Source organism: Bacillus litorisediminis, assembly GCF_022808645.1.
Lineage (GTDB): Bacteria > Bacillota > Bacilli > Bacillales > JC228 > Bacillus_BF > Bacillus_BF litorisediminis.
On sequence record NZ_JAKZKT010000071.1, the window covers coordinates 1 to 12198 of the forward strand.

16 protein-coding genes are annotated in these 12198 nt (G+C 39.2%); 11 read left to right on the forward strand and 5 right to left on the reverse strand.

Annotated elements, in window-relative coordinates:
* Window positions 1-897 precede the first annotated feature (897 nt).
* The 6 genes from MLE14_RS20875 to MLE14_RS20895 all read left to right on the forward strand — a co-directional run bounded on the left by MLE14_RS20875 (window position 898) and on the right by MLE14_RS20895 (window position 5127).
* A complete protein-coding gene (locus MLE14_RS20875) occupies window positions 898-1788 on the forward strand; it encodes a dihydrodipicolinate synthase family protein (protein ID WP_243300342.1) in 891 nt (296 codons plus the stop codon).
* A gap of 211 nt (window positions 1789-1999) precedes the next feature.
* Window positions 2000-2626 (forward strand): hypothetical protein, encoded by a 627-nt coding sequence (locus MLE14_RS20880; RefSeq protein ID WP_243300343.1) that lies wholly within the window; start codon window positions 2000-2002, stop codon window positions 2624-2626.
* A gap of 41 nt (window positions 2627-2667) precedes the next feature.
* Window positions 2668-3333 (forward strand): DNA alkylation repair protein, encoded by a 666-nt coding sequence (locus tag MLE14_RS20885; protein ID WP_279326901.1) that lies wholly within the window; start codon window positions 2668-2670, stop codon window positions 3331-3333.
* 55 nt (window positions 3334-3388) lie between these two features.
* Entirely contained in the window at window positions 3389-3619 is a 231-nt protein-coding gene (locus MLE14_RS20890) for a hypothetical protein (RefSeq protein ID WP_243300344.1), read from the forward strand.
* 1 nt (window position 3620) lies between these two features.
* Window positions 3621-3965, forward strand: coding sequence for a DUF2085 domain-containing protein (locus MLE14_RS22810; RefSeq protein ID WP_390629346.1), 345 nt, complete (start codon window positions 3621-3623; stop codon window positions 3963-3965).
* Window positions 3966-4074: 109 nt separating this feature from the next.
* A complete protein-coding gene (locus MLE14_RS20895) occupies window positions 4075-5127 on the forward strand; it encodes an LLM class flavin-dependent oxidoreductase (RefSeq protein ID WP_243300345.1) in 1053 nt (350 codons plus the stop codon).
* Between the two features lie 411 nt (window positions 5128-5538).
* Here the strand turns inward: MLE14_RS20895 and MLE14_RS20900 are convergent, their stop codons facing one another.
* Together MLE14_RS20900 and MLE14_RS22655 are read right to left on the reverse strand one after the other, a co-directional pair.
* On the reverse strand, window positions 5539-6189 hold the full coding sequence (locus MLE14_RS20900; protein ID WP_243300346.1) for a hypothetical protein: 651 nt from the start codon (window positions 6187-6189) through the stop codon (window positions 5539-5541).
* A gap of 372 nt (window positions 6190-6561) precedes the next feature.
* On the reverse strand, window positions 6562-6648 hold the full coding sequence (locus MLE14_RS22655) for a putative holin-like toxin (protein ID WP_313897795.1): 87 nt from the start codon (window positions 6646-6648) through the stop codon (window positions 6562-6564).
* Window positions 6649-6897: 249 nt separating this feature from the next.
* Between MLE14_RS22655 and MLE14_RS20910 the strand changes: the two genes are divergently transcribed.
* The 3 genes from MLE14_RS20910 (at window position 6898) to MLE14_RS20920 (ending at window position 9280) form a co-directional block, all read left to right on the forward strand.
* Window positions 6898-7437, forward strand: coding sequence for a sigma-70 family RNA polymerase sigma factor (locus MLE14_RS20910; protein ID WP_243300347.1), 540 nt, complete (start codon window positions 6898-6900; stop codon window positions 7435-7437).
* Window positions 7427-8398: a hypothetical protein gene (locus MLE14_RS20915; protein WP_243300348.1), complete on the forward strand. Its 972-nt coding sequence runs from the start codon at window positions 7427-7429 to the stop codon at window positions 8396-8398. Before MLE14_RS20910 ends, MLE14_RS20915 begins: the two co-directional genes overlap by 11 nt.
* Window positions 8399-8512: 114 nt before the next feature.
* The gene (locus MLE14_RS20920; RefSeq protein ID WP_243300349.1) at window positions 8513-9280 is read left to right on the forward strand and encodes a DUF5694 domain-containing protein; all 768 of its coding nucleotides are present in this window, start codon (window positions 8513-8515) and stop codon (window positions 9278-9280) included.
* Between the two features lie 49 nt (window positions 9281-9329).
* On the opposite strand, the gene MLE14_RS20925 is transcribed toward MLE14_RS20920, so the two are convergent.
* Genes MLE14_RS20925 through MLE14_RS20935 form a run of 3 tightly spaced genes read right to left on the reverse strand, consistent with a single transcriptional unit; the run spans window position 9330 to window position 11366 of the window.
* Entirely contained in the window at window positions 9330-9866 is a 537-nt protein-coding gene (locus tag MLE14_RS20925) for a DUF3231 family protein (protein WP_243300350.1), read from the reverse strand.
* Window positions 9859-10323, reverse strand: a complete 465-nt coding sequence (locus MLE14_RS20930) for a DUF3231 family protein (RefSeq protein ID WP_243300351.1) — start codon at window positions 10321-10323, stop codon at window positions 9859-9861. Before MLE14_RS20930 ends, MLE14_RS20925 begins: the two co-directional genes overlap by 8 nt.
* 29 nt (window positions 10324-10352) lie before the next feature.
* Window positions 10353-11366: a DUF3231 family protein gene (locus MLE14_RS20935; RefSeq protein WP_243300352.1), complete on the reverse strand. Its 1014-nt coding sequence runs from the start codon at window positions 11364-11366 to the stop codon at window positions 10353-10355.
* Between the two features lie 201 nt (window positions 11367-11567).
* Between MLE14_RS20935 and MLE14_RS20940 the strand changes: the two genes are divergently transcribed.
* Both MLE14_RS20940 and MLE14_RS20945 read left to right on the forward strand, forming a co-directional pair.
* A complete protein-coding gene (locus MLE14_RS20940) occupies window positions 11568-11774 on the forward strand; it encodes a hypothetical protein (protein WP_243300353.1) in 207 nt (68 codons plus the stop codon).
* A gap of 136 nt (window positions 11775-11910) precedes the next feature.
* Window positions 11911-12198 (forward strand): transposase (locus MLE14_RS20945; RefSeq protein ID WP_243300125.1); only part of this gene is annotated, 288 nt, incomplete at its 3' end.

Consider the following 12198-nt stretch of genomic DNA (forward strand, 5'->3'; position numbering starts at 1 on the left):
CGTACTAAATGATCTTGTGGTACTAGTTGGTCAATCGCGATCACTTCTAATTGGTCTCTTTCAATATTATTGTTTCTCGTCATCATAATCCATCACCTCTAGATATCTCATTATAAATATTGTAAATGAAAAAAGACTGTAGGCAAACTCGATATTATCGAGTTTGTCTACAGTCTGAAGCTATTTGTAAGAGATACAAATAGCTTTATTTATTTAAGCCCCTATAAATAAATATTTACCTGAACGATCATTCTCTGGAGATTAACACACCTTTATATACCGATATTAATATTGCAAAGCTGGGTAAAGAATTTACAACGCTTCAATCACAGGAGAGACGATTTGGAATCAATGTTTCGGGCAGTCCAGCACGATTAATAGCAGTATTGTATATATAAAAGTACCTCAAAGTGTGAGGGTTGTAGCGGATGGGGAGTTATTTATTCAGAATATAGGAGTAGATTAGGACATTGACCATAATAATATTATGTAAATTAGTTGATTGAATCAATTTTTATTTTATATAAAGTTGCAGTCAATTAAATGGTTTTTGAATCTTTATTTCAGGGATCTGATACGTTTCGGACATTATATCCTTTATTTTCCTTAAATGGGAGGGTTTCAGGAAAATTACGTCCATGAGATCCTTTTAGAAATAGAAATGAATATCTTTCAGGGTTCATATCATTCATGCTGTTAAAAGGTAAGGATTTGAAAAGCTGCGTGTGTCAGGCACGCAGCTTTTTTATGAAAAGAAACATTGTCAGAGGAACATCCGTACACGATGGCGAAGATAATATAGAAGAACCGGGACCGAAAACTTAGTGAGAGGGGCTTCCAATGCATCCGGTGCTGAAGTGATATGTTCACAAGTTTATAACAAAGGAGGAATTTTATATGTTGAAGAATGGGATTAGCGTTATTACACTTACTCCGTTTGATGAAGAAGGAAATCTTGATGAAAAAGGGATAAGAAATCTAACTGATTTTTATATTAATTCCGGTGTACATGGAATGACGATATTAGGAATTATGGGTGAGGTACATAAGCTTTCCGATCAAGAGCGCATGCGTGTAATGAACCTTGTATTGGAGCAAACAAATGGCCGTGTCCCTGTTACGGTTGGATGTACAGCTGAAGGGACCAAGATCACAAAAGATCTAGCAAAGGAAGCCGAACGGGCAGGTGCACAAGCTGTTATGATTGCAGCACCAAGGAATCTAAATAATGAAGATATGCTGTTTAAGCACTATGCTGAAATCGCCGATAGTATTTCACTTCCGATTGTCATCCAAGACGAACCGGTAACGACCGGTGTGAAAATGTCCCCGCAATTTATTGCCAGATTGGGTAATGAAATTGAAAATGTTCTATATGTCAAATTAGAAGAAGCTCCAACCACTGTTAAAATTACAAAAATCCTAAATGAAACCCATCAATTGAAAATATATGGGGGACTTGGCGGCATGTATTTCTTTGAAGAGCTAGACCGCGGTGCCGCAGGGATTATGACCGGATTTGCATTCCCGGAAGTGTTAGTCAAAACGTTTGAACTATTTACTAATAATCAAAGAGAAACGGCTAGAGAGTATTTTTATAAAAACCTTCCGTTGATTCGATTTGAGGCTCAGCTTGGAATGGGCGGAGTGGCGATTCGAAAAGAAACGTTCAAATTGAGAGGAATCATCGACTCAAGTCATGTACGATTCCCGGGAGCTTCCGTTGACCAACGCACGATGGAAGAATTACAGGAAATCATTGATTTTGTTGGGCTGACTGTAAAATAATATGTAAAGACTATTAATAGACTTGTTATTTAAAAGAGTAACAAAAGGGCGAATGTAACCTTTTGTTGCTCTTTTTTCTGCTATTAAACAGGGCGGCGTTTGGCACAAATAAAATAAAGATAAACTGGCCTATATTATGTATAATGGAAACAAATGGAGAAAATTTTCTTAAAATTAGGAGATTATTAGAACTTATGGGGGTCAAAGGGAAATGGAGAAAAATTGGCGAAACGTGTTAGTGAAGATTTGTGATATCTATGATCAATCAGGCAAAAACATCGATTGGATCATCGTTGGTTCAGTTGGATCTGTCTTGCAAGGCTGTGATATGGAACCAGGTGATATCGACATCTATGTGAAAGAGCAGGAAGGGGTAACTGAATTTGCTGAGTTGCTGCAATCGTTTTCTCTTTCAGAAATAAGTGAAAACCGGGCAAGTCATACCTGGTTATCATCAAAGGATGAACCGGTATTTCATGAGACATTTCTTAATGGTTTTTCCTGGTCAAAAGCCAGGTGGATCATCGACGGGGTTGATGTAGAGGTCGTGCATATATCTAATCCTGCTGGAATTCCTGATTCAACCGCAGGGGATGGAATCTGGGAAGGCGGAAAATATATTTGGGACCTCTCTAAACATGTCAAGTTTGGAAACTACAGTATACCAGTGGTTCCTCTTGAAATTCAGTTAGAATCCAATTTCAGAAGAAATCGGCATGATCGGGCAGAAGCAATTTTAGCCACTTTAAAAGATAAAGGATATAGTGATGAGTTAATAAGAAAAGCACTCTCGGCTAAAAATTTGACTTATTTTATGTCGGAAGTTGGAGCGGAGTGAACTTACTTCGCGCTCACAATAAAAAGGCAGGAGAGATTTTTTTGACAAAAATAGATCGTCTTGTTGAATTATTCGAAGCCAATCGGAATCCAGAACATGCGATTCCGATGCAAAACTATATGAAAAACAACTTTCCGTTTTTGGGGATTAAAACACCAAAAAGAAGAGAACTCGTCAAGCAGTATTTTCAAGAAACGCAGATTTTAAAGGAGCCGTTTCAGCATGAGTTGGTTTTGGCTTTATGGGTTCAAGAGGAACGGGAGTATCAGAATGCGGCTCTTGATTACATTGGCAGATCCATTAAAAAGCTTACAAAAGAGGATTTGCCGCTGATTCAAAAACTAATCACCACCAAATCATGGTGGGATACCGTTGATATGCTGGCGCAGCACCCGGTTGGGAAGATTGCGAACGATTTTCCAGAAGTAATCCACGAGAAGATAGAAGGCTGGGCATGTGGGGGGCATCTATGGCTCCAGCGAACCTCCATACTTTTCCAGCTCAGATATAAAGAAAACACTGATGAAGCCTTGCTTTACCGTTATATTTTGCAAAATGCGGATAGTAAAGAGTTTTTCATTCAAAAGGCGATTGGCTGGGCATTACGGGAATACTCAAAGACAAACCCTGCATCTGTCAAAAAGTTTATCCAAGAAAACGAGCTGCCAAAGCTAAGTATTCGGGAAGGAAGTAAATATCTGAATTAAGTGTCTGGCGAAGGGTGCAGTTAAATGAATATTTTTAGAGAGCTGGGGATCATTCATGTTTTTTATAGCATTTTCGATATGTTTAATCCTATCTATTACAGGCGGGGTGATGGTGAGTAAAAATGAACCAGTTGCAGGATTTACATTATTGGCATTAGGAGCGATTCTTTTCTTTCTGACAAGCTTTTTTTATAGAAAGAAAAAAGGGAAAAAGAGTGATTGTCTTCCTGATTACTTTGACTGTGATTGTGGAGTTTTAGACTGTAACGGTCCGGACTGTACATAAAATGTTTAAAGATCTACTTCGTTTGCAGTTTATTCCCTGTCACAGAAAGAAGGAACGTTCCCTTGTAATAGGTAATTTTCAATTCCCGCTTTGCTATCGCTGTATGTTCATCTTGATTGGGTATTTATGGATTCCCATTTTATTTTGGTATAAGATCGATATTCCTTTATACATAGGCATGTTACTCCATATACCGATGTTCGTAGATAGAGTGACTCAAGCAAAAAAGCTAAGGCTGAGCACCAATTTTTTAAGAATCACAACTGGTTTTTTGGCTGGTTTTGGTCAAGCGATTATAATCAGAAGCTCTGTATTATTTCTAGTTAATGTAATAACGACCGCGTAAGCTCAAGAAAGGGGTTTGTCTTCCGGCAATTCGAGTCGGCCGACAAGCCTTTTTTATCCATTCTTGCTATAATTGTGAAATACACGAGATTAGAAAGTAGGGACTTTTAGTGGAGATTGGTTTAAGTACGTTTGTAGAAACAACACCAGATGTTGAAACTGGTAAAGTGATAAGTCATGCACAGCGGATTCGTGAAGTGGTAGAGGAAATTGTTCTCGCCGATCAGGTCGGGTTAGATGTCTTTGGAGTGGGAGAGCATCATCGTGAAGATTATGCAGCTTCAGCTCCTGCTGTTATACTGGCGGCGGTTGCCTCTCAGACGAAGAGGATCCGATTGACAAGTGCCGTGACCGTTCTTTCTTCTGATGATCCGGTGCGGGTTTTTCAGGATTTTGCCACATTGGATGCCATCTCAAATGGACGCGCTGAAATTATGGCGGGCCGAGGTTCTTTTATCGAATCCTTTCCCCTGTTTGGCTATGATTTAAAAGATTATGATGAGTTATATGATGAAAAGCTGGATTTGTTGTTGAAAATACGAGAATCCGAAAAAATAACGTGGAGCGGGAAGCACCGCCCAGCTATCCATAATCGGGGTGTATATCCTCGTCCCGTTCAGAATCCATTGCCAGTTTGGATCGGCAGCGGAGGAACTCCAGACTCTGTTGTTCGTGCAGGGTTACTGGGTTTGCCATTAGTTCTTGCTATTATCGGCGGTCGTCCTCTGCAGTTTGCTCCACTCGTCCGACTTTATAAGCAAGCAGCTGAAAAGGCTGGTCACGATGCTTCGATGCTGACGGTTGCTTCCCATTCGCATGGCTTCATTGCAGAAACCTCTGAAATGGCTGCCGAAAAATTTTTCCCATCGACTCAATATGCCATGAACAAATTAGGACGTGAACGGGGCTGGGGGCAATATGACAGAGCCAGTTTCGATTTTGCCCGCAGTTTTGAAGGGGCGTTATATGTAGGGGATCCTCAGACAGTTGCTGAAAAAATAATTTATTTGCGCAAAAATGTCGGCATTACCCGCTTTATGCTGCACTGCCCGGTGGGCACGATGCCGCATGAAGACGTCATGAAGTCGATTGAATTGTTAGGAAAAGAAGTAGCGCCTAGGGTCCGGGAAGAAGTGGCGAAATGGGAAAGTGAAAACAATTAAACGAATGCTTAGTGGGCATTTTCTCTATGGACATAAAAAGTACTCATTATATAAGGACCTTGATAGGGGAACCTAACACTAGATTTCACAGAGAGGGGGGACATCATGGTTAAAGTCACGCAAGCAGCTATAGCAAAAATTAAAAGTGAAGTACAAGATGTGATAGATAAAGGGAAAAAGCCAATAATCCGCCTGTCCATGGGAATTGGCTGAGGCGGTCCACAGCTTCGCCTGACTCTGGAGGAGTCAGCTTTAGAAGAGGATGAAATTACAGAAGAGAGCGGAATCCAGTTTTTAGTACACAAAAGGGACAAGGTTTATTTTGATAACGCTAAAATGGACTATACGAAAGACGTATTTGGCAACGGAAAATTTGTTGTATTGAAAGTATAATCAGAGTCTGACCCTCACTCATTGCAGTGGGTCAGACTTTTTTACATCAGTAATCATGCAATAGAAAGATAAATGTTGCCGGTTAGACACATTAATATAGTGGAGCGGCACATAAAAGGTGCAGAGCGGCACATAAAAGGTGAGGACCGGCACATAAACCGTGCAGAACGGCACATAAAGGGTGTGGACCGGCACATAAAAGTGCAGAGCGGCACATAAAGGGTGTGAACCGGCACATAAAAGGTGTGAACCGGCACATAAAAGGTGTGGAGTGGCACATAAAAATGCAGAGCGGCACATAAAGGGTGTGGATCGGCACATAAACGTGCAGAGCGGCACATAAAAAGTGAGGACCGGCACATAAACGTGCAGAGCAGCACATAAAAGGTGAGGACCGGCACATAAACGTGCAGAGCGGCACATAAACGTGCAGAGCAGCACATAAAAAGTGAGGACCGGCACATAAAAGGTGAGGACAGGCACATAAACGTGCAGAGCAGCACATAAAAAGTGAGGACCGGACATAAACCGTGCAGAACGGCACATAAAGGGTGTGGATCGGCACATAAACGTGCAGAGCGGCACATAAAAAGTGAGGACCGGCACATAAACGTGCAGAGCAGCACATAAAAGGTGAGGACCGGCACATAAACGTGCAGAGCGGCACATAAACGTGCAGACCGGCACATAAACGTTCAGAGCGGCACATAAAGAGTTCAGACCAGCACATAAAGAGTACGGACCATCACATAAAAATGCAGATTCCCATACATAAACATCCAGAACCGCACATATCCGGCCTCCCTATAACACAAAACCACTGCTGCTTAACCGTAAAACTGCATCATCAAAAATGGTAAAAAAGTGCTAAGTGCTTGTTGTGAATTCAAGAATAGATGGTATAATAAAATTAGAAAATTAGCATACTATTAAAAAGAGTCTGGCGGCAACCAGACTCCCTATACAGGGGTACTGCAAGAAGTGCAGTGGCCAAAAGACAGGAAAGTGACCTAGCCTAACCTTTTAGCCGAGGAGGGCAGGTTACTTTTTTTTCGTAACGGCAATGATTGCTACAATCAATGATCCAAACATGATCATTAGCTGGAGTCCTTCTGAAACGGAAATCATAACCACCACCCCCTTTCAAAGGGAGTAGCCACTGCCCATCCTGCTTACTCTGTATAATTAAATGATAGCATAAAGAGGCAAAAATAGGAACATTTGTTCTTATATTAATTTTTCGCGTTTCTATTATTTAAAAATGATAGCGTGTACCCAATCAGAAAAGCAGCAGAATTTGGGCAACACGCTTTTTTTTGTATTACAAAAATTTTAAAAGCCAAATCGATGTGATGTTCGTCTAATTTAGTGAGAGGCATGGAGGTGGTTATCATTCATCGGTTGGTGGAGAAGGCTCAAAAAGGAAATCATCGGGCATTTTTAAAGCTTTTTAGTGAATTCGAACATGATATTTATCGAACGGCTTTTGTTTATGTAAAAAATGAGGCGGACGCCCTGGATGTCGTGCAGGAAACCGCTTATCGATCTTTTAAATCAATCCAGAAGCTGAAAGAACCTAAATATTTTAAAACCTGGCTAATAAAAATTGCGATCAGCTGTTCAATTGATATTTTACGAAAACAGAAAAAGGTCGTTCCGTTCAAACCAGAAGTTCAGGAAGCGATCTTACAGGATGAAGAGGAGGACCTTCCGTTATCATTGTCTTTGCAGGATCTGATTAGTATATTGGACAACGAGGAGAAGAATGTCATTATTTTAAGGTTTTATCACGATTACAGCCTAAAAGAGGTTGCGGAAACACTTGAGATTCCGCTGGGTACAGCCAAGACAATTCTTTACCGTTCCCTTAAAAAGCTGCGGAAAGAATGGAAGGGGGATGGCGCTTATGGTAAATAAAATTCAATCTGAAATGAATAAAATTGAGATTCCCGCTGAACTCCATCAAAGAAGTAAACAAGGAGTACTAAAAGCAAAAGCAGAGATAAGAAGAAATCAATCAGTCCGGTTAAATGGATTTGTTAGATTAGTTGCTGGCTTCCTAATCGCTGCATCGATCTACGGTTTGTATCATCTCAATTTTCAAAATGATAATCAGGAGACCATGCCTAACGGGGAACGTGATATGACAAATCAAGAAGAAGGGGTGTATATCCCTCCTATTCAATTACCCGAAAACACAGATGGAATGGAAATGGATATGATTGGTCTGATCGTCTACAATGGGAAAATTTATACACAGACTGATACTATGATTGAACCCAGTGAAGCAAAAGCATTGTTGGGAGAAAAGCTGGGCCGGACGAAAGGAAGTATTGATGAATGGAGCTCGCAGGATGAATATGCTGTAGAGTTTGCCTCCACCATCGGGGAAATGGATGTGTATAGCGTTAAAGGATATGATCAGAATTTCCGAATTATGGCGTATGACGAAAGAAACGGAGAAGTGTTTGCGGAATTTTATGAGTGCTTAAATGGAATGTCTGTTCAAGACGGTGAAGATCTATTCGGTAAGCTAAACATGGAAGGAAATGTAGTAAGTGCCCAATACAGACATTTCACTGATTGGGACAACGGTATTGATCGATTTTTTCCAATTAATGATACAGATCTATTGAATGTTTTTATCTCAGAGCTTAATCATACGGTTCCATACAACTACGAAACGGTTGAACCGAGTCTTGGAGATTATCGGAATGATGAAGAATATAAAAGATTGAATCTGATTTTGAAGGATGGATCCCGAGTTGAGTTAGTGGTGATCAAAGACGGATATATCCGCTATGGATTTTCAGATGTATATTTTAAAATGTCTGATAATGTATTCTCGAAAATGTGGGACTTAATGACGAAAAATTAAACAGTACCAGTCCGCTAGTGCGTAATAATCACGTACTTGCGGGCAGGTACATTTTTTCTGCTAGAAGGAATTTTTTTACATAAATAGAACTTTTAATGAAAAGGGGGTATATCTATGTCTATAAAAAAGCAAAAACCAACCATTCTGATTTTAGGGTCCTTTCATATGTCTCCAACAGAGGACATGTTCCAGACCGAATTGGATGATTTGTTATCGCCGAAACGTCAAGCGGAAATTCAGGAAGTGGTGGAATGCTTAAAAAATTTCAGACCAACGAAAGTAGCTGTGGAGATGGTCACAGAACAAGAAGAAAAGCTGAATGAATCCTATAGACTGTATGTATTGGGGAAAAGGAAACTTAAAGTAAATGAGATCGAACAAATTGGATTTCGAGTCGCTGCACAATCCAGCCATGAAAGACTTTATCCGATGGACTGGATGGAAAGAGGGGTCGGGAAAAGAGAGTTCGGTGATGTCTATGAATGGGCACAGCAAAATGAACCTGAAATATTCAGTGATGTGTTCGAAGATGTAGCCCCGTCTAAAATCGATTGTTCTAAAACGATTTTAGAAATGTATCAAGTCTTCAACACACCTGAAATCTATCAAAAGGAACACAAAATATATGTCAATATGGCAAGGATCCGGACTGAAGAAAATTACGTAGGACTGGATTGGCTCATGTGGTGGTACCAGCGTAACCTTATCCAGTTTGCCAATTTAACAAGGCTTGCTGCCTCTTCAGATGAGCGGATTTTATTAATCATTGGTGCAAGTCATGTACAGATTTTACAGGAAATCATTTTGGGTAGTGGGTATTTTAATTTAGAGACACCGGAGTTATACTTAAATGAAAAAGCAGAAGTAAAAAAATGGAAGTGAATGTTCCCAAAAAACCGGGTCCTATAGGCGGAATCCGGTTTTGTTTAATCTAAGATTTTTGTATTTCATTGCGATCCACTGTATGAGGCGGTTTTTCAAACCAGTTATTTGCAATCATTATATTCATCCCATCTTCTGCCACTTGCGCAATCCTTGCCACAGCAGCGGAATATTCCGCTCCTAAATCACGTCGGGTTGAACTTGAAAAAGCAGTTCCATAATAGGCTATTGCGGCTTGAAGCAGGAATCCTCCATGTGCCATCATTAGTTTATCTGAAAAGGGAGCGGTTTGGGAATCTGTGATATGAGTGTCCCAAAAAATGGACGAACTAACAAAGTCTTCATGTAATTTTGATCTGAATGTATTAATGTGATTTTCCGCAAGTTCTACAACTCCTTTCATAAATGATCGAACTTCTTTAGACTGGGCAGTTTGACTAAAACCAAGAGCTAGCGCTTTTGTCATAATACTTTTCTTAAGATTAAAGTAAAGACTAGTGATTTCAGTGACATTCAAAGGACGATGATCACCAAGCCAGCCAGCTAAAAAACTCTGTTTTTCAACAAATTCAACTTTTTTAGGCAATACTATATTTAGGCGTCCGTTCCATCAGACCACTAGACTTCATCGTGTCTAATGTAGTTTCATACAATTCTAAGGCACCATTATAAGCATTTACAAAAAACTGATGAACGTCAGGGTTGTGGGTAGTTGTGATTCCAAGAGAATAAGCAGTCAAACCGTAAATGGTCATTTCATGAAGGTAAAAAAGCAGAAATTCGTCCGAAAATAAACGGGGTGCATCTAAATCGACATCATCATCCGTAAATCCATGCGGGATGGGAAAACTAACTTGACTAAAAATCTCTGTTATTCGTCGAGTATTATTGGTCGATAGCTCTAGAGATTTCTCATATATTTTTTGAATATCAGAATCCTCGATGATCCTTAAAGCATATTTGTTCATACACGTTGCTAGGGTGTTATTCATATAAGGGGTCCAAAGATTAGGTATATCAAGTTCAATGATAGTATCTTTCATATCCTTTTCCTCCTTTATTGTTCCATTTTTTAAGAACTTGCAGAATTCTCATGATTTGGTGCTTGAGGAGGCGTTTCTAACCATTTATTTTGTATCATAATGTTTGCACCATCCTCAGCATATTTCATAATTTCCGCAGATAAGCGTATAAAATGTGAAGACAAATCTCTTCTTGTACTTGTTCCAGCGGCAGCTCCATAGAAGCCAATTCCTGCAGCAATTAAAGCCGTCGTGTGGAACATCATCAACTTATCAGAAAAAGGAGAAATTGTGGAATTTGTCACACCTGTATCAGCCGACATTGAAACTGGAAGATTATTTTCACGAAGAACGGATCCAAAAATCTCCACATGTTTAGCGGCAATTTGTTTTCCTCTTACTAAATATTCCCGAACTTTTTCCATTTTTGCTGATTGGCTAAAACCCGTAAGCAGCCAAATACCTAGTTCATTTCTTTTTAAATTAAAAAACAAGTCCATAATTTCAATGGTAGTTAAAGGTCTTCTTTCGCCAAACCATCCAGCCAAAAAACTTTGTTCCTGAACAAACTCCACATTTTTTGGAGCAGGTATAATTGGTGGTCTGCTATGGATTCCCTTTGATAACAGAATCTCCATCGATCGATTAAAAAGATTGGTAGAAGAAGTGGTGCAATCTGTATAAAATGTCCTAATATCAGCTCTTGATGAGTTCGCTAATGCGACCGTATAAATATTCGCCAGAAATTTTCCGATGTTTGTAAGATAATTCAGGACAAACGTATCCGTATACAAACGTGGTGCCGATAAATCCACATCGTCTTCTGTAAATCCGATTGGAACAGGGATGTTTTCTTCATTAAAAATTTCTTCAATCTTTTTTAAATGATTACTGCTTAGTTCTATTGCATAGTGTAGCAATGGTTGTATTTCAGGATCTTCAAGATGCTGCCGAAAATGTTGAAATATACGCAGCAGCATGCTGTCATTCATGTAAGAAGTCCAAAGATTAGCCAATTCTGCAGAATCTACAGGAATATGATCTTTTTTTGATTGCTGTGTCAAACCTAATCCCCTCCTTCTTTTTACATTTAGTTTTCTCGATAAGTGAAAATTAATGAACATTTTTTTTAAATAGTTCATAGTTCCTATGAAAAAACATATTTTCAGCATAAGATACGAAAAATGTTGAATACTAAAGAATACATTTATGGTAACACCGTTCAGCTTTCTAACTAAGAAAAGGTTTCACGGAGATGATATTCAATGAAACAATATTTTGTAAATAAAATGGCTGCGGACAATGGAGATCATGAGGTGCATGCAGAAGGGTGTGTTAATCCTCCAACAGAAGAAAACAGAGATTATTTAGGCTCTTTTTCGAATTGTGAAGAAGCAGTAAAGAAGGCGAAACAGAAGTACGATAAGGTAGATGGATGCTTTCATTGCTGTAAAGAGTGTCATACTACATAAAGGTTAGAATAAAGATTATATGAAGGGTAGTATATTATAAGGGAATGTAATATAAACTGTGTAAGTAAGGAATACGTACGGTTCCTTACTCACACAGTTTTTTATTTGATAGAATAATAAGTATAAAGCTAAAGGAGTGTTTTCAATGGGGAAATTGAAAAGAGATCCGAACTCCGTAGAATTAGCTAACAAGATTATCGAACAGTACCAACCTAAATCTGTAGAAGATATGCAAGAAGCATTAAAAGACATATTTGGCCCTATGTTTGAGTCGATGCTTAAAGGTGAAATGAATCATCATTTGGGCTATGAATCAAATGACAAGGGAGAAAAAGAAACAAGCAATAGAAGAAATGGATATGGCAAAAAGTTCGTGAAAACGACGACAGGAGAAGTTGAAATTGCGGTCCCCCGTGATCGTGAT